General features: G+C 40.9%; 21 protein-coding genes. 11 read left to right on the plus strand and 10 right to left on the minus strand.

Annotation, left to right across the window (positions count from 1 at the left end):
• Positions 1 to 117 precede the first annotated feature (117 nt).
• Positions 118 to 882 (minus strand): ABC transporter ATP-binding protein, encoded by a 765-nt coding sequence (locus AC1D0K_RS10750; protein ID WP_295718383.1) that lies wholly within the window; start codon positions 880 to 882, stop codon positions 118 to 120.
• A gap of 599 nt (positions 883 to 1,481) precedes the next feature.
• Here AC1D0K_RS10750 and AC1D0K_RS10755 point away from each other — a divergent pair.
• Positions 1,482 to 3,056 carry a hypothetical protein gene (locus AC1D0K_RS10755; protein WP_477394791.1) on the plus strand — a complete coding sequence of 525 codons (1,575 nt, stop codon included), beginning with the start codon at positions 1,482 to 1,484 and terminating at the stop codon, positions 3,054 to 3,056.
• Positions 3,057 to 3,142: 86 nt separating this feature from the next.
• Here AC1D0K_RS10755 and AC1D0K_RS10760 read toward each other — a convergent pair whose 3' ends face one another.
• Together AC1D0K_RS10760 and AC1D0K_RS10765 are read right to left on the minus strand one after the other, a co-directional pair.
• Complete coding sequence (locus AC1D0K_RS10760) at positions 3,143 to 3,319, minus strand: hypothetical protein (protein WP_477394789.1); 177 nt, start codon at positions 3,317 to 3,319, stop codon at positions 3,143 to 3,145.
• A gap of 255 nt (positions 3,320 to 3,574) precedes the next feature.
• Entirely contained in the window at positions 3,575 to 4,051 is a 477-nt protein-coding gene (locus AC1D0K_RS10765) for a helix-hairpin-helix domain-containing protein (protein ID WP_477394788.1), read from the minus strand.
• Between the two features lie 122 nt (positions 4,052 to 4,173).
• Between AC1D0K_RS10765 and AC1D0K_RS10770 the strand changes: the two genes are divergently transcribed.
• Positions 4,174 to 6,417 carry an ATP-binding protein gene (locus tag AC1D0K_RS10770; RefSeq protein ID WP_477394786.1) on the plus strand — a complete coding sequence of 748 codons (2,244 nt, stop codon included), beginning with the start codon at positions 4,174 to 4,176 and terminating at the stop codon, positions 6,415 to 6,417.
• A 96-nt stretch (positions 6,418 to 6,513) separates the two neighbouring features.
• Here AC1D0K_RS10770 and carA read toward each other — a convergent pair whose 3' ends face one another.
• Entirely contained in the window at positions 6,514 to 7,614 is a 1,101-nt protein-coding gene (gene carA / locus AC1D0K_RS10775) for a glutamine-hydrolyzing carbamoyl-phosphate synthase small subunit (RefSeq protein WP_477394784.1), read from the minus strand.
• Between the two features lie 350 nt (positions 7,615 to 7,964).
• On the opposite strand from carA, the gene panB reads away from it, so the two are divergent.
• Both panB and AC1D0K_RS10785 read left to right on the plus strand, forming a co-directional pair.
• Positions 7,965 to 8,777, plus strand: a complete 813-nt coding sequence (gene panB, locus AC1D0K_RS10780; protein WP_477394782.1) for a 3-methyl-2-oxobutanoate hydroxymethyltransferase — start codon at positions 7,965 to 7,967, stop codon at positions 8,775 to 8,777.
• Between the two features lie 142 nt (positions 8,778 to 8,919).
• The gene (locus tag AC1D0K_RS10785) at positions 8,920 to 9,642 is read left to right on the plus strand and encodes an RluA family pseudouridine synthase (RefSeq protein WP_477394780.1); all 723 of its coding nucleotides are present in this window, start codon (positions 8,920 to 8,922) and stop codon (positions 9,640 to 9,642) included.
• Positions 9,643 to 9,694: 52 nt separating this feature from the next.
• Here AC1D0K_RS10785 and AC1D0K_RS10790 read toward each other — a convergent pair whose 3' ends face one another.
• Genes AC1D0K_RS10790 through yiaK form a run of 3 tightly spaced genes read right to left on the minus strand, consistent with a single transcriptional unit; the run spans position 9,695 to position 11,453 of the window.
• Positions 9,695 to 10,051, minus strand: a complete 357-nt coding sequence (locus AC1D0K_RS10790; protein ID WP_295718366.1) for a helix-turn-helix domain-containing protein — start codon at positions 10,049 to 10,051, stop codon at positions 9,695 to 9,697.
• A 5-nt stretch (positions 10,052 to 10,056) separates the two neighbouring features.
• Positions 10,057 to 10,368 (minus strand): type II toxin-antitoxin system HigB family toxin, encoded by a 312-nt coding sequence (locus AC1D0K_RS10795; RefSeq protein ID WP_295718362.1) that lies wholly within the window; start codon positions 10,366 to 10,368, stop codon positions 10,057 to 10,059.
• 59 nt (positions 10,369 to 10,427) lie between these two features.
• On the minus strand, positions 10,428 to 11,453 hold the full coding sequence (gene yiaK, locus AC1D0K_RS10800; RefSeq protein WP_477394778.1) for a 3-dehydro-L-gulonate 2-dehydrogenase: 1,026 nt from the start codon (positions 11,451 to 11,453) through the stop codon (positions 10,428 to 10,430).
• 216 nt (positions 11,454 to 11,669) lie between these two features.
• On the opposite strand from yiaK, the gene AC1D0K_RS10805 reads away from it, so the two are divergent.
• Positions 11,670 to 12,191 carry a hypothetical protein gene (locus tag AC1D0K_RS10805; protein WP_477394776.1) on the plus strand — a complete coding sequence of 174 codons (522 nt, stop codon included), beginning with the start codon at positions 11,670 to 11,672 and terminating at the stop codon, positions 12,189 to 12,191.
• Between the two features lie 110 nt (positions 12,192 to 12,301).
• Positions 12,302 to 12,880, plus strand: coding sequence for a phosphoribosylglycinamide formyltransferase (gene purN, locus AC1D0K_RS10810; protein ID WP_295718351.1), 579 nt, complete (start codon positions 12,302 to 12,304; stop codon positions 12,878 to 12,880).
• Positions 12,881 to 12,975: 95 nt separating this feature from the next.
• On the opposite strand, the gene AC1D0K_RS10815 is transcribed toward purN, so the two are convergent.
• Positions 12,976 to 13,542 (minus strand): hypothetical protein, encoded by a 567-nt coding sequence (locus AC1D0K_RS10815; protein ID WP_477394773.1) that lies wholly within the window; start codon positions 13,540 to 13,542, stop codon positions 12,976 to 12,978.
• Positions 13,543 to 13,681: 139 nt separating this feature from the next.
• Positions 13,682 to 14,590 (minus strand): serine hydrolase, encoded by a 909-nt coding sequence (locus AC1D0K_RS10820; protein ID WP_477394771.1) that lies wholly within the window; start codon positions 14,588 to 14,590, stop codon positions 13,682 to 13,684.
• A gap of 273 nt (positions 14,591 to 14,863) precedes the next feature.
• On the opposite strand from AC1D0K_RS10820, the gene lpxK reads away from it, so the two are divergent.
• The 3 genes from lpxK to AC1D0K_RS10835 are packed head-to-tail and all read left to right on the plus strand — an operon-like array spanning position 14,864 to position 18,802.
• A complete protein-coding gene (gene lpxK / locus AC1D0K_RS10825) occupies positions 14,864 to 15,907 on the plus strand; it encodes a tetraacyldisaccharide 4'-kinase (RefSeq protein ID WP_477394769.1) in 1,044 nt (347 codons plus the stop codon).
• Entirely contained in the window at positions 15,891 to 16,706 is an 816-nt protein-coding gene (locus AC1D0K_RS10830; protein ID WP_295718340.1) for a purine-nucleoside phosphorylase, read from the plus strand. The genes lpxK and AC1D0K_RS10830 overlap by 17 nt, the downstream gene beginning before the upstream one ends.
• The gene (locus tag AC1D0K_RS10835; RefSeq protein WP_477394766.1) at positions 16,706 to 18,802 is read left to right on the plus strand and encodes a putative porin; all 2,097 of its coding nucleotides are present in this window, start codon (positions 16,706 to 16,708) and stop codon (positions 18,800 to 18,802) included. The genes AC1D0K_RS10830 and AC1D0K_RS10835 overlap by 1 nt, the downstream gene beginning before the upstream one ends.
• A gap of 365 nt (positions 18,803 to 19,167) precedes the next feature.
• On the opposite strand, the gene AC1D0K_RS10840 is transcribed toward AC1D0K_RS10835, so the two are convergent.
• The gene (locus AC1D0K_RS10840; protein WP_477394764.1) at positions 19,168 to 20,349 is read right to left on the minus strand and encodes an asparagine synthetase B; all 1,182 of its coding nucleotides are present in this window, start codon (positions 20,347 to 20,349) and stop codon (positions 19,168 to 19,170) included.
• A gap of 291 nt (positions 20,350 to 20,640) precedes the next feature.
• Here AC1D0K_RS10840 and AC1D0K_RS10845 point away from each other — a divergent pair, with 291 nt between their 5' ends.
• Positions 20,641 to 21,078 carry a peptidylprolyl isomerase gene (locus AC1D0K_RS10845; protein WP_295718332.1) on the plus strand — a complete coding sequence of 146 codons (438 nt, stop codon included), beginning with the start codon at positions 20,641 to 20,643 and terminating at the stop codon, positions 21,076 to 21,078.
• 88 nt (positions 21,079 to 21,166) lie between these two features.
• The gene (locus tag AC1D0K_RS10850) at positions 21,167 to 21,679 is read left to right on the plus strand and encodes a DUF5606 family protein (protein WP_477394762.1); all 513 of its coding nucleotides are present in this window, start codon (positions 21,167 to 21,169) and stop codon (positions 21,677 to 21,679) included.
• Positions 21,680 to 22,020 lie beyond the last annotated feature (341 nt).

Here is a 22,020-nt window from a genome sequence, read left to right on the forward strand (position 1 = left end):
CTTTTTTGGCGAAGTATCGCCAGGTCATTTGGTTGCAGCGTAATCCATCCATAGTTTTTTGGCTCCTAAACTGCCAACTTAAAACTGCAAACTTGCTCCCCCTTCAGGGGGCCGGGGCTACCCTTCTCTCCACTCCTTACCCGTAAGTTTTATAAATACATCTTCCAGGTTGGCCAACTTTACTTGCTTCTTGCGTTCGAAACCGGATGCGACCAACTGATCAATAAAATGATCGGGCGTATCAATACCAATAATGCGGCCGCCATCAACAAAAGCCACACGATCACACAATACTTCAGCTTCATCCATATAATGCGTGGTGATTACAACAGTAGTCCCCTGGTCGCGAATCTCGCGGATCAGATCCCAAAGATTGCGGCGGGCCTGCGGGTCAAGGCCCGTAGTTGGCTCATCCAAAAAAATGATCCTTGGATTATTAATAAGCGTAGTGGCTATGGAGAACCTTTGTTTTTGCCCGCCTGAGAGGTCTTTGTATTTTGCTTTGGCTTTATCGGTAAGTGCTACCTTGCTCAACATCTCCATCGGGCTTTTATCAATCCCATACAAACCAGAGAACAGGTCGATCAACTCCGACAGGTTAAGATTTGGATAATAGCCTGCGGCTTGTAGTTGTACCCCGATGCGTTGTTTAATGCTGTCTTTATCAGTTTCAATATTGAAACCATCAACGGTGATCTCGCCCGATGTTTTTTCGCGAAGGGTTTCTATTACTTCGAGAGTGGTGGTTTTTCCGGCGCCGTTAGGCCCAAGCAGGCCAAATATCTCGCCCTCATATACTTCAAAACTAATACCCTTTACGGCTGCAAAATCGCCGTAATTTTTTACCAGGTTTTTTACAGTGATAATAGGTTGTTTTGCCATAGCGTAAAAATGCATCAGAATAATGAAATAACCATGAATTATTTTTAAGCCTCACCCGGCTCCTATCCGTTGGATAAGAGCCGGGTGAGGCTACATTTTTATGATTTTGGTTACGGGTTCATCGTGCCTTAAGCTTCCGGTTTCACCCTGTTCCAGGTTAATTATTTCCTTTTTTAATTCTTGATTTAAGCCCCTTTTATGGGTTGAGGCTTATTTTACCAGGTGACCAATGGAGTGAATGATGGATTCGGCATGTTGGGCTGCCTTCATTACCAAATGGATTATCTGTATTGCAAGTAAAGTTTTCATGATGGTTGCGATTTGTTGATTCAAAATTGCACACAGAAAGCCCTTTACGAAATAGTTATTAGGCGAAGTTGACCAAAGTTCCGGTAAACGGCGGAAAAATACCGATGAATGTATGGTGAAAATGGAGCGGCATCGGTAAAAGTCGCGGGCAGACATTAAATATTAATTAATTTACTTAAAACAATCCCAAACAACGGTAGCATCAATACGATATAGTCATATAAGTTTATTTCACATAACCCCGATTATAAGTATTACTTATACCTTTAGCCTCCTTATTATTATAAAATATGAAAAAAACCTTATTACTATTTCTATCCATTTTAGCGTTCAACATCGCTAATGCCCAATTTAAACTCATTGCCGAAGGACCGGTATTTAAAGAACCTGAAGAAGGGTTTGCCAAGATTTTACAAATGAAAAGCGGAGGCACCATATTTTTCCGGTTAACCGAAAAAGACGGTATCGATTTAAGAGTTTACGACTCTCAACACCACGAAATATCTGCTACAAATTTTAAACCCACCTACATTAAATTAAAAAAGGCCGAGATAGAAAACATTTTTGAAATTAATGGGAACGCTATTTTGATGATAAGCGAGGTTGATTCAAAAACCCCCACTTTATATCGCCTTATTTTGGATGGGAAAACGGGAGCAGTATTAAGCGAGGATAATATTGAGCAATTAAACAAACTCACATTTGGCGACAAATTTGCGACCAGCTGGGGTGGTATTTCAAGGCCATCGTTCTTTATAAAAAAAGACCCATATAGTGACAATTATGCTGTAGCACGTTTTAACTCTTTAGAATCGGATAGAAGCAAGCGGATTGAAATAATTAGTTATGATGCTAACAATAAGGAAACAAACAGAGTATTTTACGCATCGCCCGAGGGGAAATATAAATATATAGCATACCGGGATATGGTAGTTTTGGGCGACAAAAAAATATGCGTATTTGCCTATGGCTACAACAAATCCAACAATTCTGAAAGCGAATTATTGATGGCTAATCTTGATAAAGGATCGTCGGACGTTAATTTTACAAAACTAAACTTTCCGGAGGGGCTCGACGCCTTTGACTGTGCGGCTAAGTTTAACCCTTCTACTAACTCTTTATTATTATTATCAATGGCTGAGGAAAAAAAGAAAAAATCTGATGGCTACATTCCTATTTTAACATTTATCAACCCATACGAAAAAAAGATAAACCGTTCTGATATTATATCACCATCAAAAAGGATTGATCAATATTCAAAGAAAGGGTTCAGGGGCTTGCCGCAAAATCTTTACATAAATGATGACGGCACATTTACCGTTGTATCTGAAGAATTAACTGTGGAATACGGTGGTAAGTATGGAACAGTTCCCATAAGCCTGTTAGGAGACATGGCTATTGTTAACTACAGTAAAACAGGCGAACCAATGACCGATTACCTGATCAGAAAAAGTCAAACTTTAAATCAGGTTTATCTTGGCCTGTTATACCTGGCATCAAGGGAGGGTACAGCTCAATCATTAAAGAAAGGCACACAGTTTAAATCATTTGCCTATTTAGATGGAAAAACCAAAAGCTACATATTATTTAATGATTCGGAAAAAAATAATGATAAACAAGAAAAAGGCAAGCTTGAGGATATGGAAAGAGTGAGCAACTGCGATGGCTTTTATTACCAGCTTACCGGGCCAGATGCTATATTGAAAAGAGACTACGTATTTGGCAATCCCGAAAAAAAGAGGGATCATGAATTAGGCCTTTTTGCGATATCACAATATGACAGACAAAACAATATTTATGTAACTCTACAACTTTCAAAAGAAAGCGGTAAAAAAGGGGTAAAACTGGTTTGGTTGCAACCTTAGCGCTTAACTTTCAATAAAAACAAAGCGGCGATGAAATCAAGTTTCATCGCCGCTTTGTTTCAGATAATCCCCTCATCTAAAATCTATCAATCTATTTCCCCCTCCATCAAAGAATATACTTCCTGCATGTAAATGCCTTCATCCATGGCGGCGTGAAAATCTTCCCACTCATCGGTGCTGAAGGTAAACTGTACATCGTTTACTGGTTTACACATTACCATACGCTCCTGTGGAAATGTATAATTTACAAAATTGAGCTCCATCGAAAATCCCTGATTTGTACAGACTGTTCTCGCGAGAAGCTTAGAATAAGGTTACTATTCTATATATATAGATACACAGGCACTCAGAGCCGCGGCTTATCACCGATGCACCAACGAGATTTAAGAATCTCCCGTTTCTTATAGTTAGATAAGATACTTTTTAGTACGAAATGGATTCTTAAATTTCCCCCCGTATAAAAAGCTCGTCTGACATTAGTTGGCTAAACTCAAATCGCAGAAATCAATTACTGTCATTCAAATTTTTTGATATTGCGGTAATTGATGCCATGGCTTAACCGGCCTGTCAGTCGGGAAGCCATATTTTTCACGATAAGCTTTTCGCTCAGCTGTAAAATGCCACCAGCGTTTACTATCGTCCCGGTGCTGAATATAGTGGGTTAACAAACGGTATGAATCTTCCACGCACGGATCGGCCCATGCGCCGCAATGTTTTTCAAAAGCATTAAACAGTTCAACGGGATCTTTATCTTCCAATTGTTGTAACGAATAATAACCCTGATCAATCAGCTCGGTAGCGAAATTGATCCCCAATGATGGGATGCTTTGAAATTCAATCAGTGCAGCAATCTCTTTTGCCCGTTGGGCCGGGGCTCTTAATACGGAAGCAATTTCATCAGGTGCATATCCGCCCAACTCACTTATTTTTATCTTTTGCACTTTTAGTAAAGCCTTTTCAGGGGCACTTAGCTTCAGATCGATATTCTTTTTCATAGCTCAACAAATAGCTAATTTATATAAAATCAAAAGGCACAACAATAAATTATTAATTAAAAATAAACCGAACTAAATCGTCTATTACTTTCGTATAAAGTACTTTAACTATTTAACTGAGTTTGAAATTCACACAACATATCGATACTGGTAATCCTCATCCGTCGAAGCTTTTGCCGATGCTTTTCTTTTTGTTTTTGTTTATACCGGCATTTGCAACATCGAATCCCGAGGTCGACAGCATCAAAAACTCGCTTTCTCCTGCCGCGCTCCATCAAAAAACTCCGGATACTGCCACCATAAATACGTTGAACAAACTGGCGGCGAATTATTTCAAATCCAATCCTGATAGTGCTTTCTATTACGGTCAAAAAGGCATCGAGCTATCCCGAAAAATCAAATACAGGGCCGGCATAGCCAATGGGTTGCTTGAAACCGGCCACGTAAATTATTTTAAAGGTAAATCGGCACAAGCCAAACAAAACTTTGACGAAGCCATTGCCCTATTCAAAAGCCTGAATGATAATAAGGGACTAAGCAAGTGCTATATTTCATACGGACGCATGTACAACCTGCTTGCCGAATATAAATTGGCTTTGAACTATTTAGATATGGCGCGTTTGATATGCCTCAGAGATAATGATGAAGCTACATTAACGGATTGCTATAAAAACATTGGTATTACTTATTTTAGTAAGGGACAACTTTCAAATGCGCTTGATTTTTACTACAAGGGCCTTTTTATTGCCCTGAAAAACAGCTACACTACCACATCGGCAGAGATTTATAATGATATAGGTGTAGTATTGCAAGGCATGGAGGTATATCCAAATGCGCTTGAAAATTATAAGAAAGCCGCCCAGGTGTTTGAAACCACCAATAACAAACAAGCTATGGGTACCATAAATGAAAACATTGGTGAGGTATTGCTTGCACAAGGTAAATACGATGAGGCGATTACTTATTTACTAAAATCGATAAATATTGCTAAAAAACAGGATGATAAAGATGGCCTGAGTTCTGTTTATACCGACCTTGGGCTGTGCTATGCCAACAAAAACCAAATGAAACTGGCAATAGCCTATCTTGACACTTCATTACAAATAGCCACCAAATTTAAAATTGTATACAACCAGGCTTATGCCTTAAATGGTTATGCAACTGTATATAATTTGATGAAGGACTATAAAAACGCCTATAAATATGCCATCCACGGTGAAATATATGCCATTAAATTAGGCAACATATCGGTACGCTCAAACGCGGCATTGCAGCTAAATAAGGCAATGGCAGGTTTGGGTAAGTTTAAAGATGCCAACCGCTTGCTGAATGAATACATTGACTTGAAAAATCAAGTCAATGATAATGAGAGCATTCAAAAACTCACCTCCTATAATTACGAACTTGGATTTGCCGAAAAAAAGCGGCAACTAACCCAACAGCAACACGAACGCGACCTGATATATCAGCAAAAAATAAAAAGCCAACGCCTTATAAATGCTATATTCCTCATTATCATCCTGGCAATGATAGTTACCGTTGGCATTTATTACCGGCAAAAACGCAAACAGCAAAAGATAAACGCCCTGCTTGAAGATAGAAATCATGAAATATTGCAACAAAAAACCAATATTGATGATCAGGCTGAGAAGCTAAATGACCTGAACGTTTTAAAGGACCGCCTTATCTCTATTTTAGCGCATGATCTGCGCGCACCGTTAAGTACTTTACGGGGACTGTTTGATCTGTTACAGGACGATAGCATCAGCCACCATGAGTTACTGGAGATGATACCCAATGTATTGAAAAAACTGGAATACACATCCGACTTTTTAGATACCTTATTGTTCTGGATTAATAGTCAGATGGAGAACTTTGATGCTTCGGTAAAAAACTTTTCAATAAAGGAGTTGGTTAGTTTTGAAATTGACAGCTATCTGGAACAGGCCGCGTTAAAAGGCATTAAACTGGTAGATAGCATCCCTAATGATCTATCGGCCCTGGCCGACCCCAACTCTATCCGCATTGTTATACGTAACCTGATCACCAATGCCTTAAAGTTCTCGCGAGAGCATGATACCATAGAGATAACCGCCTGGCAGGATAACGACCAGCAAATCACTATAAAAGTAAAAGATACCGGGGTCGGCATGTCTGCAGATCAGCGCGAAAAACTTTTTAAGGGTAAGGTGAATAGTAAAGTTGGCACCAAAAATGAGTCAGGCACTGGCATGGGCATGCTATTTTGTAAAGACCTGGTTGAACGCTGCCATGGTAAAATATGGGTAACCAGCGAGCCGGGGGTTGGTACTGAATTTATGTTTACAGTGCCTGTAATGGTTGTTGCTAATGCAGTAGCCGTTTAGATAAAGCAACAAAAAAAGCCTTTCAAGTTTAAAACTCAAAAGGCTTTTAAAATCATTTTCAAATCCTCAGATTTTCAAATCTTCAAATTATAAAACTTATTTCATCAATTTTATAAAGTCATCAAACAGATACCTTGAATCATGCGGACCAGGAGATGACTCGGGGTGATATTGTACCGAGAATGCTTTTTTATCTTTTACACGAATGCCTTCTATCGACTGATCATTAAGGTTCACGTGGGTGATCTCTACCTTATCAGATGCGCGCACAGCTTCCGGCACTACTCCAAAACCATGGTTTTGTGAAGTCACTTCGCAATGGTTAATGATGATATTTTTTACCGGGTGATTTAAGCCGCGGTGACCATTAAACATTTTTTTGGTCGGAATATCATTGGCTAAAGCCAGCAACTGGTGGCCTAAGCAAATCCCAAACATTGGCTTATCAGCCGCCAAAATTTCTTTTACGGTATCTATAGCGTAAGGCATAGCCGATGGATCACCGGGGCCGTTTGATATAAAGTAACCGGTTGGTGCAAAATCTTTTTCCATTTCGGCAAAAGAGGTTTTTGCAGGGAATACCTTGGCATATACATCACGATCATCAAAATTGCGCAAGATGTTCTTTTTAACACCCAGGTCAAGCACAGCAACGCGGTAAGCAGCGTTCTCATCGCCAAAAGTATAAGTTTCGGTAGTTGATACCTGCGATGAAAGCTCCAGTCCATCCATTGAAGGCACTTCGGCAAGCCTGGCTTTCAGTTCTTCAATATCCAGTATTTCAGATGAGATAATCGCATTCATAGCACCCTTATCACGAATGTGACGAACTATCTGGCGGGTATCCACATCAGAGATACCTACAATATTTTGCGTCTGAAAATAATCCTGAATAGATTCATTGGCCTGTTTGCGGCTGTAAGCGATATTGTAATTTTTACAAACCAAGCCCGAGATCTGGATATTTCCAGATTCAACTTCGTTATCGGCAATGCCATAATTACCAATATGAGCATTGGTTGCAACCATTATTTGCCCAAAGTATGATGGGTCGGTAAAAATTTCCTGGTAGCCGGTCATACCTGTGTTAAAACAGATCTCGCCGGTTGTAGTGCCAATCTTTCCGGCGGCTTTACCGTGAAAAACGGTTCCGTCGGCCAATAAAAGTACAGCCGGTAATTTGGTGAAGTAAGTCATTTAGCAAAAAAATTGAATGGATTATTAAATCGGATCGCCTGGTTCAAAGCCCCGTGAAAACTGATAGAAATATTGAAGTAAGGAACTTCCGGATTCACGGTGCAAAAGTAGGAATTTATTTCGAATTTAAAAGACAAATTTATAAAACACGAATTTCACGAATTAGAAAACCGGATTTTCACGAATTTATGCAGCATTTTTTTACTGGCAGGATTATGAAACCCATCCTAAATCTCTTTTTGAAAGTTGATATTTCTTATTCATTTCATATATCCAGTTAGCCCGATTCGATTAAATTCGTGAAATTCGTGCCTTTCAATACCTTTGTGCTTTCTTTAATACAATTAACAATGTCCGTAAACAAAGAAGTTAAAAGAATCACCACGCATATACTGCAGGAGATGAAAAACCGTGGCGAAAAGATTGCCATGCTAACCGCCTATGATTATTCCATGGCGGCCATTGTTGATGATGCCGGTATGGATATTATTTTGGTGGGCGACTCGGCCTCCAACGTAATGGCCGGTCATGAAACTACATTGCCTATAACGCTCGATCAGATGATATACCACGCCTCTTCGGTGGTTCGCGCTGCAAAACGTGCGTTGGTGGTGGTCGATCTGCCTTTTGGTTCATACCAGGGTAACTCAAAAGAAGCGCTGAACTCCTCTATCCGTATCATGAAGGAATCAGGTGCACATGGTGTTAAAATGGAAGGTGGCGTAGAAATTGCAGAATCCGTTAGCCGCATACTTACAGCAGGCATACCGGTTATGGGTCACCTGGGTTTAACACCACAGTCTATTTATAAATTTGGCACCTATACTGTACGTGCAAAAGAAGAAGTAGAAGCCCAAAAATTAAGGGAAGATGCCTTAAAATTACAGGAGTTAGGTTGTTTTGCCATAGTACTGGAGAAAATCCCGGCCAAACTTGCCCAGGAAGTAAGTGAAAGCGTACAGATCCCGATCATAGGTATCGGTGCCGGCCAGTGCGACGGACAGGTTTTAGTGGTGCACGATATGCTGGGTATCAATAACGACTTTAAACCTCGTTTTTTACGCCAGTACGCCAATTTATATGAGCAAATGAACGGGGCCTTTAAAAGCTACATCAGCGATGTAAAATCAAAGAGCTTCCCTAATGATAAGGAGCAATACTAAATAGATGTGCAAATTTCAGATATGCAAATGATTTGAAGATTTGAAAATGAACCGATTAAATAGTTAATAGTTAGCAGATTATTGTTCATAGTCATTTGCAGCTACCATGTACTATTAACCATCAACCATGAACTAAATAAAAATGGCTCGCCCAGAATTTAATTATACAAGTTACGATATTACCGATGCGGATATTCTTTATGAGGATAACCACCTTATTGCCATAAACAAGCGTGCCGGCGATATTGTGCAGGTTGATGATACCGGCGATGAATCGCTTGATGACAAGGTAAAGAAATACATCGCCAAAAAATACAGCAAACCTAATGGCGCTTTCCTGGGTGTGGTACACCGGCTTGACAGGCCCGTAAGCGGCGTTATCCTGTTTGCCAAAACAAGCAAGGCCCTGGAGCGAATCAATAAAATGTTCAAGGGGCGCGAAATGCACAAAACTTATTTTGCCGTAGTACGCAAAAAACCATACCCCGAAGCAGGTACTTTGGTGCACTGGCTGGTTAAAAATCCGCAGAAAAATGTAACTAAAGCGCACGACAAAGAAGTACAAGGCAGCTTACGGGCCGAACTGAGTTACAAATTGGTTGGCGAGCTTAATGGCTATTACTTAATTGAGGTTGACCCTATAACCGGCCGTCCTCACCAGATCAGGGTACAACTATCCACTTTGGGTACCCCTATTGTGGGCGACAATAAGTATGGTTATCCGCGTGGCAGCCTGCGTAAAAGCATCTGCCTGCATGCACGAAGGCTAACCTTTATTCACCCTGTAAAAAATGAGCCGGTTGAAATTATAGCGCCTGTTCCACATGATGGCTTTTGGGAAAAGTTTGAGGGAATGATGGATTAATTTCCTATCCTATAAAAGCTTGATTTAGTATATTATCAAAAATTTTTAATCATTAATAAGCCTGGATCAATACTTCAGTAGGAATTTTCAGGTTATCATGTAAAAGCCTGATCATTTCTAATGACAGTTTTCTCTTTTTATTTAAAATTTCGCTTGCTCTACTTTTAAGCCCTATCACTTTTGCAAGGTCGTTTTGGTTATATCCCATTTGTTCCATTCTGAATTTTATGGCTTCAATAGGATCTGGAAAATCGATTGGAAAATGCTCATCCTCGTACCTTTCAATTAAAATCCCTAAAACTTCAAGCTCGTCACCATCTTCAGAACCTTTTCGCGCATCAAATATCAATTCAAGCCTTTCTAAAGCCCGTTGATAATCGTTTTCATTTTTAATAGGTTTTATAGTCATGATGATTAGATTTTTGTAGCGTCTATTTTATCATATTCAGAATGGGTTCCAATAAACCTAACCCAAACCATTTGATAGTTGTAGCTTATTTTCACAATTAAACGATAGTTATTTCCTTTAATATTAAATACAACCCTGTTATCCTGTAAAATGCTTGCACTCGGATATTCTTTCTTAATATCGTTTGGGTGTTGCCATTCACTGCTACTTGTTTCCTGGAACCAAGCCTTCAATTGTTGCTGACAGTCTGGATGTATCTCCCAAAAGTCTCTAAGTATTTTCTTTGCTATAACTCTCAAAGCATTTTCTTTAAACAAACATAATGAAAAGTTCCCGAATTGGGAATTTATTATTCAATTGCTGAATTGAAACATCCTTACAACCCTCTCACCTCTTCCCATATCCGTTCATCCACTAAAACACCTTCGCTTAAATTCTTGATGCGGGTTTTAATGGTGTTTTCTCCCGGGTAGGATATTGATCCGCCTTCGTGCTCAGGAGCGCTGGTTTTAGTATAGGTTATAATCTCTTCGATAAGTGCAGTTGTTTGCGCATCGCTATTAGGTTTTATACATATAAAAACCTGCGATACGCCGGATTCTGCACCGCTTTCAGTAATTTTAGCTGTAGAATTGCCCCCGCTTAAAACCGTAGCCAAAAGATCAAGCACCAATGACAAGCCTGATCCTTTCCAGAAACCAACCGGCAACAATCTTTTAGACTGCAGAATGGCAGTGGCATCGGTACTTAAATTACCTTCACTATCATAACCGCCGGGTAAAGGCAGTTCTTCATCATTTGATTTGTATTGCTGTAGTTTACCTACAGCGTATTGTGATATAGCCATATCCAGCACCACGTGACCATCTTTACGCGGCACGGCTATAACCAATGGATTATTCCCTAAACGTGGATCAAGCCCTCCCCAGGGCGGCAGGTTTGCTATGGTATTGGTAAAACAGAGCCCGATGTAACCTGCTTCGGCAGCCTGCCAGCCGTAGGTACCGCCACGCATCCAGTGGTTGGTATTTTTTATAGCTACACAGCTTATCCCATTCAAATCAGCCAGCGCAATTGCTCTGTCCATACAAAAAATGGCGTTCAGGATGCCCGGCCCGTAGTTACCGTTCCATTGTTCCATCGCGCCAAAACCACCATCTTTGCTTGGCTCCATTGCTGGCTTTACCAAACCATCCTTCACATGCCGTACAAAAACCGGGAACCGGTTAAGTCCATGGGTATATACGCCATCTCTGCTGTTACCTGCAAAAATATCGGCACATGCTTCAGCCTTGGCTTCTGTAAAATCAAGACTTTGCAAAACACGTTTAAATTCGGCTTTGAGTTGAGGGAAGGGAATACGCATAGCATTAACGTCAAAATTCAAATGTAAAAAATCCATCCTTATTATAGCAGGACAATCAATTTTTGATGCCGATTCTGTAGTCAAGAATTTGCGCTATAGCAATAACCAGGTCTGTAGGCAATTTTCAGGTTTTCAAGCCCTTTCTTACGCCCGTTATTGGGTTAGGTAATAATTTTTCTTTAAAACAGTTATAAATACATCCTGATAGCCAACTAATAAACAGGATTTTTTACTTTTGCGGGTACACTTTACATGAAAAATAAACTCCCATTAATATTTATACTTGGTTTAGTTACGCTTAGCCTGTTCAGTAATTCCTGCAAAAAGGATAATAATAGCAATATACCACACCTGTTAACAACCGGTGTTTGGCAACTGGCCTCTGTACAGGTTTATCATTACTTAGGCAATGCACAGGTAGGCGACCCGGATACATTAAATACCGACTGTTTAAAATCACAGTTTTTCACCTTTAAAACAGACAATACCTGTTCTTATACAAATTTTGACTGCCTTGATCAAACCACAAACAGCACCTGGACACTGACGCCTAACAGGCTATATTTTGCATCGGATATGGTTTGTAAGATTAATGTAGCAGGTGGTGGCTTTAGTACAAGTACCCCATTTAAAAACACGCAGATATTTAACCTTGGCACCTACTCGCTGGTATTGCAAACCGGTGATGTTGAACCCAATTATTCGGCAACGAAAAAGCGGCAGGTAGTACGATATGGATTTATAAGGCAAAATGCGACAACAATTACCAATTAAAACACGTAATAAATATATATTTGAAATATAATTGAACGATTTATTACTTAATTACCGGTAGCATACAGATTACCGGTAGCTTCATAACCTTTTGAAAAGCATAAACTTTAATGAAGAAACGAATTGCCATTTTTGCTTCAGGTTCGGGATCAAACGCCCAAAAATTAATGGAGCATTTTAAACGCAATGCCGAAGCCGAAGTTGTACTGATACTCACCAACAACCCACAAGCTTACGTATTACAACGTGCCGACAATTTTGAAGTGCCATCGCACATATTTACCCGTCATGAATTTTTTGAGACAGATGATGTAATTCGCCTGCTTAAAAACCTCCAGGTTGACCTCATTGTACTGGCCGGTTTTTTATGGCTGATACCGGGATCCTTACTAAAGGCCTTCCCCAATAAAATCATCAACCTGCACCCTTCCCTGTTGCCTAAGTATGGTGGCAAAGGCATGTATGGCGATCATGTACACAAAGCTATCTTAGACGCCAAAGAAGAAGAAAGCGGCATTACCATCCATTTTGTGAACGAGAATTTTGATGAAGGAGAAGTTATCCACCAGTCGAAATTCAAAATAGAGGCCGGTGATAACCTGGAAATGATAAAATTCAAGGGGCAGCAACTGGAACACCTACATTTCCCTAAAGTAGTTGAAGCGCTGTTGAAAAAGATGAAAAGTTAACACGATTTTAGGATTTGGCAGGATTGACAAGATTTTTTCCTTTCGCTGCAATTCCGATTTTTGTCTTAATACTTGATACTAACTACTTGATACCCCTACTTCAAATACTCCTTTGGTATAGGGTTATCTTTCCGTTCGCCATCAAAAAACCAGGCCAGGATCCAGAAACGGGTACCATCATTAAATAGTTCGATGCTGTTGATGCCGCGCTCAATCACAGGTCCGTTTTTGATATTGCGCGATTCATAAGTACTGAAAACATGGTATATACTGCCAAACTTTTCCACCTTCCGGGAAATCTCCCTTTCATCAAAGCCATCACGTGAAAGTGAGCCATCCGAGAGGCGGTGATATTCTTTAAGCGTCATATAATTAAAACGCTGTTTTCCCTGCTTATCAATATAGCCCGAACCTACCCGCGCATCGGCAATATGCAGCAGGCTATCGCGCTCATAGCTTACCTTCTCCCCTTTCTTCACGGTTACTACATCGTAATAGGCTTTCATGATACCGTCAAGCGTGCTCACGTTATCACCGTATTTGGTAATTACCTGGGCACGGGATGGTTGGTAAACCAAGGTTAAACCCACGAGACATATTAACGTCAGGAATTTTTTCTTAATCGTTAACACTTTATACTTGGATGAGGTAGGCTGAGTCATAATTGTAAGTTTTAATAAATCACTCTAATTTATTAAAACTTACCTTATTTGTTGATACTTAGCTCAATACATGGTAAAAATTAAACCGGGTGATACTTATCTGTTCTTCAATACCCTTACTATCCCGTTTACCTGAATTTTACTCATTTAGCATGTATTTATCAACGCCATCGGCAGGCTTCCAGGTACTGGCAGGTTCAAAATATTGCCATAAAAGCGCCGATACCTTTTTTATAAGCAAACCAGCCTCATTGGTAGTACCCCAGCTTTGATCGGTATTGTGGTTGGTAATAATGGAGAATACATAATCGCCATGCGGAGCGTTCACCAGTACGGTTTCGGATCTTGATTCATCAACCGCGCCTTGTTTTGATATGGTATGCACATACGGCGGAATCTGTGAAAGCGCTTTCTCATCCCAATAAATCCGGCCCATGTTGCGGACCATACGTTCGCTGGCCGCCGGGCTTACCGCTTCTCCCCGTCCTATCATGGTAAACAAACGGCACATTTCATAAGGAGTACTTACTCCCCAGCCATAAACCTTGCGGATAGCCTCGCGACCGGCTACCCTTGAATTTACCCGCATCACTTTAAAACCATTTTGTTGCAGCCAGCTATTAATATAATCGCCGCCAACCAGCTTTTGCAGCCACAGGCTGGCAGTATTATCACTCATGGTAATCATCAGCATGGCCACCTTGCTTAACTGTACGGTATCTTTATCTTTAAACGAGCCCAAAATATCCTCGCCGGCGTACAAAAGCGAATCGCGGTAAATAAGCTTCTGATTATACTTCAATTCGCCCTTTTCTATTTTATCCATCAAGCCACATTGAATGCTCACCTTGATCATACTGGCTGTAGGGAACAGCGTATCGGCATTTATGGCAACTGTTTTACCCGTCTTAAGGTTTTGCACATAGATACCTGCCTGCCCGTGAAAACCGCTAATGGCATTTTGCAATTGGGCGGTAAGCTTTTTATCGGTTTGAGCGAAGGAAGAAAGAGTGAGAAATGTAAAAAGAGTAAAGAGTTTAAATTTCATAAGGAATGATACGTTGAAACACTAAGTTATTAAAATGGGCTTTAAATAATTAGATTTGTTTTCTTAAAACGTTATTGCGGGTTTGAGGAGATGACATAATAAAAAAGATTTGTCATCCTGAACGCAGTGAAGGATCTATTCGCAGACATTGCAGGGCGAAGAAGCATAGCGCCTAGTAGGTCCTTCACTGCGTTCAGGATGACAAAAAGTTTTTTTTAAAACAAGTCATAGGAAAATACAAAGCAATAACGTTTTAAGAAGTTCACAACATATATGAAATACCTGCGCTGGCTTCTGTTTCCCTTCTCACTAATTTATAACCTGGTAGTTACCATTCGTAACTGGTGTTATGATGCAGGGGTATTTAAAACCACAACTTTTAATAAACCAATATTAGCTGTAGGCAACCTGGATGTGGGCGGTGCAGGCAAAAGCCCGATGACGGAGTACCTGATTCGCCTGTTTAAGGATAAGTATAAACTGGCCACACTCAGCAGGGGTTATGGCCGTAAAACCAAAGGCTTTTTAATTGCTGATGACACAACCGGTGCATCATCAGTTGGCGATGAGCCTGCCCAATTTAAAAATAAATTCCCCGGCGTTACGGTTGCCGTTTGCGAAAAGCGGGTGGAAGGCATTAAGCAGCTTGCTTATAAACATAACGTTATTATTTTGGATGATGCTTACCAGCACAGGGCAGTTAAACCCGGTTTTAGCATTTTACTGTTTGATTATAGCCGCGTATTTGAGCCCCATTTTTTATTACCGGCCGGCAATATGCGTGAACCCTTCAGCGGTCGCGAAAGGGCGAATATCCTCATCATCAGTAAATGCCCGGCAACGTTATCTGCTGAGGACCAGGCCAGGATTAGCAAACGTATAAAGCCGTTCCCACATCAGTCTTTATTCTTTACGTCAATAAGCTATCTGCCCCTGCGCAATATGGAAGGCTCTACTATTTATCATACTATTGATGAGCATACAACCGTATTCCTGCTTACTGGCATTGCCAATCCTGCACCATTATTATCGCACTTAAAAAAGTTCACTCCGCTCATCATTCACCATAATTATCCCGATCATCACCAGTTTACCTTAAAAAATATCAGTAAACTTGCCGATGATTTTTCTGGCTGCCCATCACAAAAAAAAATAATCATCACAACAGAAAAGGATGCGCAGCGTTTAGGGGAACAGGAATTGCAATCGGCCATAAAAAAACTCCCTGTTTTGGTGTTGCCAATAGGCATCAATTTTTTAAATAAAAGCCAGCAGCAGTTTGATAATTTAGTAACTGAATATGTTAGACAATATTGAAAGCACCGCCCGGTATATTAAAAACCGTATTGGCGATTTTGAACCCGAAGTGGGTATTATTTTAGGCACAGGACTGGGCGGCCTGGTTAAAGAGATAGTTGTTGAAAAACAATTAATGTATTCTAATATACCCGATTTCCCCATTTCTACCCTAGAATTTCACTCTGGTAAATTAATATTTGGCACCCTTGGCGGTGTAAAGGTTGTTGCCATGCAGGGCCGCTTACATTATTACGAGGGGTATAGCATGCAACAGATCACCTTCCCCGTTAGGGTAATGAAATACCTGGGGATTAAAACTCTGTATGTATCAAACGCCAGCGGATCACTAAACCCAGATTTTAAAAAAGGCGACCTGATGGTTATTGCCGATCATATTAACCTGCAGCCGCAAAATCCACTTGTGGGGCGCAATTATGAAGAGCTTGGCCCGCGTTTTCCGGATATGAGCCAGCCATACCAGCGCGTACTTATTGATAAAGCTTTAAGTATTGCCGTTGCAAACAATATTACCTGCCACAAGGGAGTTTATGTTGCTGTAACCGGCCCTAATTTAGAAACCAAGGCAGAGTACACTTACTTAAGGATTATAGGTGGCGACGCCGTTGGGATGAGCACGGTACCGGAAGTTATTGTTGCAAACCACATGGGCCTGCCGGTATTTGCCATATCTGTATTAACAGACGAAGGCTTTACCGATGTACTGGAACCTGTATCTCTTGAGGATATCATAAAAATTGCCGAGGATGCCGAACCCAAACTGACCATGATCTTAAAAAATCTGATAGCAGGTAATTAATGCGTAAAGAGCTCAAATATATTTTATTGTTACTGTTGTGCCTCAATGTGCACACTGTTTTTGCGCAATACGGCCAAATAAACCGTGCAAAACCACTATCAACAAGGGATACATTAAGAACGGAAAAAAAAGTTAGCGACGACCAACTGCTGGATAGTTTGCGTAAAAAAGAAGACAATAAAAAAGACTCTGTTGTTTTTAGCGCCAAATTTATCCGGGTAACTATGGAACGGTTCCTGAGCGATAGTACACAAACCTTCGCCCTGGATACAGGTTTGTATAATTTTGAAAACTATAGTCCCCTGATGGATCCGCGCAACCCGCGTATTAGTTTGGGCTATACGGGCCTGTCGCAAAGGAGTTTGCTATTTGAGCCCAGTAAAACTATTGGCTTTGATGCCGGTCAGCATGCGCTTGATGTTTATGCTTTACGACCGCAGGATATAAAATATTACAATGCCCGGGTAGCTTACTCCAACCTCACCCTGTTCAACGGTTTCGGCAGTTCGGCCGAGCAGGTCTTCAAGATAATTCATACCCAAAACATTAAGCCTAACTGGAATGTGGGCTTTAACCTTAATTTTAACGGATCAAGGGGGTTCTATAGCTACAGCAATGTTCTGCAGCAAAACGTGAGCGACGTTAACGCAGCATTATTTACCTGGTACCAATCGAAAAGCAAGCGGTACAACCTGTTGGCTAATGTGATATACAACAACTTAAAATCACCAGAAACAGGCGCTATCCTCAACGACTCTGTTTTTACCAGCTCCGGCAACACCCTTTTTTATAAAAATTCCGCAGCCGTACGCCTGCCCAACAGCTATGAAAACTGGACTGATAAAAGCCTTTACATTAAACAGTTTTATTATTTAGGGCGGATTGACAGCTTAAATAAAGGGAATGCCAATTCTAAAATATTGCCAACACAACGCGTTGCTCATACGTTTCTTGTACAAAACAACACCTACAATTACCTGCAAACCAACCAGCCCGATACCTATAATGTATTCCCCGATTATTATTACAGCAATAACAGGTCAAGAGATTCATTGGTGGTTACGCATATTCAAAATGAATTTTCGTACAGTTTTTACCTGAGGAGCAAATCGGTAAAGTTTGTAAAGAATGAGCTGAAGCTTGATCTGGGCCTGATACATGACCTTTATCATTACGCGCAATATGTAAGCGATACTACCTTAAACCAATATGGTTACCAATACATTCACCAGAATAAGGTTCAAAATAATACCTTCCAGGATATCACCCTTAAAGCAAAACTAAGTTACCGTTTTAGCGATAGAATTGGCCTGGAGGGCGATCTGCGACAAATAGTACAGGGACGCGATTTTGGCGATTATTACTATGGCGCAAAGCTTACCCTTGCCGGTGGAGCCAAAGCAGGCAAAATTATTTTAGAAGCTTACTCGCAAAACAGCACGCCTCCGTTAATATACACCAACTGGGTATCAAATCACTACATTTTTCACAACAGTTTTGATAATCAAAAAACTACAAGCGCCTCATTTAACTATGTGAACAATCCACTACAGTTAGATATTAAGGCCGAGTATTTTTTGATAGCCAACTACCTGTATTTTACAGCACAGCCAGGCGGCATTGATGCCCACCCGGCCCAGTTAAGCAATGATATAAACCTGCTTAAAATCAGTATTGGTAAAAACTTAAGCTACCATAGCCTGCATTTTGATAATTATGTGGTTTATCAAAAAACCGACTATCAATCAACCTTGCGCACTCCAGAGGTTTACACTTATAGCAACCTGTATTTCAACAAAACATTTTTCGGGGTGCTGAAATCAAATTTTGGTGTGAGTGTTCGTTATAATAGCCCGTATGTTGCGCCATCATATGCAGTAGGTATTGGCCAGTTTTATAACGGACCAGATATTACCTTTTCCTCGTATCCTGTTGCATCTGTGTATTTTAAAGCCACCCTGCAACGTACCAACCTGTTCCTGATGTATGATTATGCCAACCAAGGTATTCAAAGCAAAGGATATTATACTGTTAACCGATACCCGCAACAAGATCGCCTGTTAAAATTTGGCGTAAGCTGGACGTTTTATAATTAGGGGTTCCGGGTTCGGGTTGCCGGTTGCGAGGTTTGCGTTGCCAGTTGCGAGGTTCGTGGAGAAAGAATTTGTCATGAATTAAAAGCTTGCTGGGCGTATCCCTGCGGGCCGGGCTAACCGCTCATACTACACAGGCCTTATCCGCTGGCTAGCGGACGGTATCCGCTAATACCCCTTACGCATTTGTCTGAATCAGAATTTTCAGAATTTTCAGAATTTTAACTAACTTGATTGGCCTCTCAAAAAAAGGCAAAAGGCAAAAGGCAAAAGGCAAAAGGCAAAAGGCAAAAGGCAAAAGGCAAAAGGCAAAAGGTAAAAACTCGATCCCCGCACCCCGATCCCCGCACCTCGCAACCGGCACCTGACTACGTTTTCTGTTTCTTCTTTTTAGCGGCAGGGAATAATACGTTGTTGAGTATTAGCCTGTAGCCTGCCGAATTTGGGTGTAGTTTAAGATCGGTTGGCGGGTCGCCAACGGCATGTTGGTAATCTTCGGGATCGTGTCCACCGTAGAAAGTCCATTGGCCTTTTCCAAATTCGCCATGAATATAGCGGGCCTCGTTGGATGTTTTCATTTCGCCCATGATAGTTACGCCCGGCTTAAGCATGCTTTTGTTAAAGGCAGTGGTAAGCCCCATAAAGCCTTTAATCACTTTATCATGATCCTGGGTAAGCATACTTGGCACCACATCCCACTTGGCCGAAAAATCAAACAAGGTAAAAAAATCACGCTGACGCTCAACCTGCCGGGTAGTAGTTACATCAATATTGCTGAACTGATGCGACATCGGATTCAAATCAAGCGTAAAATTCTGAAAGGCGAAGGTTTGGGTAAAATCAAGTTTTGATTGCGCATCCGGATCGGCAGCGTCACCATCAAACATGCGCTCACAAATATCTGTATTAGCCGATGCCAGGGCAATATCAAAAGTATCGGTACCCGAGCACATGGCAAATAAAAAGCCTCCGCCCGCGCAAAAATCACGGATATTTTTGGCTACCGCCAGTTTCATTTGCGATACCTTTTTAAAGCCGAGTTTGTGCGCCAATGCCTCCTGCCCTTTTACATCATCATTATACCACTGCGCAAATCTGAATGCACCATAAAACTTACTGTACTGCCCGGTAAAATCTTCGTGGTGCAGGTGAAGCCAATCGTATTTAGGCAGATCGCCTTTTATTACCTCCTCATCATAAACCACATCATACGGAATCTCGGCATATTTTAATACCAGCGTAACGGCATCATCCCAGGGCAGCTTATTTTTAGGCGAGTACACTGCCATTTTGGGAGCCTTCTCCAGTTTTACCAAATCCATATTTACAGATGGATCGCTTACTTCGGTAACAATCTCGTTTACTTTAGCATCAGCCAGCACCTGGTAGCTTACCCCGCGGATCTTGCACTCCTGCTCTATCTTCTCATCGTACTTGAGCATAAAACTCCCGCCGCGGTAATTGAGCAGCCAGTCAACTTCCTCGCCATTTTTCAAAGCCAAAAAAGCGATACCATATGATTTCAGGTGATCTTTTTGCTCCTCATCCATGGGGATTAGGATAGATGCAGCCCGGGATATTATTGGAGCTAAAAGCAAAAGGCAGAAAGCTAAAAGCCGGAAAGAAGATAAAAAACGTTTCTTATATAATTGATTATTCACTATCCGGTAGTATTTGTTTGGGTGTCGATTTATCAAATGTAACGAATAAACGGTTAATGTATTACCATGCAAGGTCTGTCTTTTTATCTTACAACTATTGTATAAAAAGCTTTAAGCCTTATGCTTTTGGCTTTATGCTTTTTTATTACCTTTGCCAACTGTTTTTAAAAAAACAAAGAAATGAGCAAAGCAATAATCAAAACTGAAAAAGGTGATATGACCGTAGAGTTTTACGATCAGGATGCCCCAAATACCGTAGCTAACTTTAAAAAATTAGCAAAATCAAAGTTTTATGATAACGTAACCTTTCACCGCGTTATCCCTAATTTCATGGTTCAAGGTGGCGATCCAACCGGCACTGGTGCTGGTGGCGCAGGCTACAAAATTGATTGCGAACTTACAGGCGAAAACCAATACCATGATCGTGGTGTGCTTTCAATGGCTCATGCAGGTCGTAACACTGGCAGTTCACAGTTCTTCATCTGCCATAGCCGTGCAAATACAGCTCACTTAGATCGTAACCACACTGTGTTTGGTAAAGTGATTGAGAATGTTGACGTAGTTGATGCTATCCGCCAGGGCGATAAAATTTTAACAATCGAAGTAATAGAAGAATAGCGAATAGTGAACGGTTGATTGAGTTGATCAGGTTAAATTTCCAAAACAACTTCGCTCAATCAACCACTCACCTAATCAACCAAAACAAATGAATTTACAAGGAATTGTAGCCGTATCGGGTAAACCGGGCTTGTGGAGAGCTTTAGCACAAAATAAAACCGGTTATGTACTGGAGAGCCTTGATGCTCAAAAAACTAAACTGGTAGCCAACCTTTCAACAGCCAAATTAGCTGCACTGAGCGAGATCACCATTTTTGGTGTTGATGATGATATCAGGCTTACGGATGTATTTGAGCAAATGAAAGCTGCTTCAAATGTTCCGGATGCTAAGGCTGATGGTAAAAAGCTAAGAACTTTCTTTTATGAAGTAGCACCACAGCACGACGAAGAAAAAGTATATGCCTCTGATATGAAAAAGATCATATCATGGTTCCAGTTATTAAAGGATTTACCACTTTTTAACGAAGTTGATCCAACCCAGGCACCTGCAGTCGAAGCTCCGGTTGCAGAAGAACCGGTTGCAGAAACCGTAGAAGCAGAGCCTGCACCAGCCGAAGCCCCCAAAGCAAAAGCTAAAAAGACTACAAAAAAAGCCGAGTAATCGGCTTTTTGCTTTTTGCAAAAAAACCCTTTTTGTCATCCTGAACGCAGTGAAGGATCTATTATTCGCCATGCTTTTCCGCCCTGTAAAGTCTGCAATTAGATCCTTCACTGCGTTCAGGGAAACAACATTTTAAAATGTTGTTTCCCTTTAATTTAACATCTTGCAATGATGGTCAGTGGGATGTCATGGTGAGCCTGTCGAACCATAGCGGGCAAAGGCCTCTCCGCGCGAGTCTTCGACAGGCTCAGACTGACAGGCCATTTGAGGTTTATGTTTCTTATCAACGTCACTTCCCCTTTAAAGTCTCAAAAAATTTCAACTTGCTATAACGGAGTGTT

Source organism: Mucilaginibacter sp. P1_A3, assembly GCF_056406855.1.

What these genes read in the sequence shown, in the direction of transcription:
- AC1D0K_RS10760 (WP_477394789.1), bottom strand. Translation starts at nt 3,319, where the DNA reads ATGGAGCTCAATTTTGTAAATTATACATTTCCACAGGAGCGTATGGTA.
- AC1D0K_RS10805 (WP_477394776.1), top strand. Translation starts at nt 11,670, where the DNA reads ATGAAAAATAAACTCCCATTAATATTTATACTTGGTTTAGTTACGCTT.
- AC1D0K_RS10785 (WP_477394780.1), top strand. Translation starts at nt 8,920, where the DNA reads ATGGCTCGCCCAGAATTTAATTATACAAGTTACGATATTACCGATGCG.
- panB (WP_477394782.1), top strand. Translation starts at nt 7,965, where the DNA reads ATGTCCGTAAACAAAGAAGTTAAAAGAATCACCACGCATATACTGCAG.
- AC1D0K_RS10790 (WP_295718366.1), bottom strand. Translation starts at nt 10,051, where the DNA reads ATGACTATAAAACCTATTAAAAATGAAAACGATTATCAACGGGCTTTA.
- AC1D0K_RS10820 (WP_477394771.1), bottom strand. Translation starts at nt 14,590, where the DNA reads ATGAAATTTAAACTCTTTACTCTTTTTACATTTCTCACTCTTTCTTCC.
- AC1D0K_RS10830 (WP_295718340.1), top strand. Translation starts at nt 15,891, where the DNA reads ATGTTAGACAATATTGAAAGCACCGCCCGGTATATTAAAAACCGTATT.
- AC1D0K_RS10765 (WP_477394788.1), bottom strand. Translation starts at nt 4,051, where the DNA reads ATGAAAAAGAATATCGATCTGAAGCTAAGTGCCCCTGAAAAGGCTTTA.
- AC1D0K_RS10755 (WP_477394791.1), top strand. Translation starts at nt 1,482, where the DNA reads ATGAAAAAAACCTTATTACTATTTCTATCCATTTTAGCGTTCAACATC.
- AC1D0K_RS10750 (WP_295718383.1), bottom strand. Translation starts at nt 882, where the DNA reads ATGGCAAAACAACCTATTATCACTGTAAAAAACCTGGTAAAAAATTAC.
- carA (WP_477394784.1), bottom strand. Translation starts at nt 7,614, where the DNA reads ATGACTTACTTCACCAAATTACCGGCTGTACTTTTATTGGCCGACGGA.
- purN (WP_295718351.1), top strand. Translation starts at nt 12,302, where the DNA reads ATGAAGAAACGAATTGCCATTTTTGCTTCAGGTTCGGGATCAAACGCC.
- AC1D0K_RS10835 (WP_477394766.1), top strand. Translation starts at nt 16,706, where the DNA reads ATGCGTAAAGAGCTCAAATATATTTTATTGTTACTGTTGTGCCTCAAT.
- AC1D0K_RS10845 (WP_295718332.1), top strand. Translation starts at nt 20,641, where the DNA reads ATGAGCAAAGCAATAATCAAAACTGAAAAAGGTGATATGACCGTAGAG.
- lpxK (WP_477394769.1), top strand. Translation starts at nt 14,864, where the DNA reads ATGAAATACCTGCGCTGGCTTCTGTTTCCCTTCTCACTAATTTATAAC.
- yiaK (WP_477394778.1), bottom strand. Translation starts at nt 11,453, where the DNA reads ATGGATTTTTTACATTTGAATTTTGACGTTAATGCTATGCGTATTCCC.
- AC1D0K_RS10815 (WP_477394773.1), bottom strand. Translation starts at nt 13,542, where the DNA reads ATGACTCAGCCTACCTCATCCAAGTATAAAGTGTTAACGATTAAGAAA.
- AC1D0K_RS10840 (WP_477394764.1), bottom strand. Translation starts at nt 20,349, where the DNA reads ATGGATGAGGAGCAAAAAGATCACCTGAAATCATATGGTATCGCTTTT.
- AC1D0K_RS10850 (WP_477394762.1), top strand. Translation starts at nt 21,167, where the DNA reads ATGAATTTACAAGGAATTGTAGCCGTATCGGGTAAACCGGGCTTGTGG.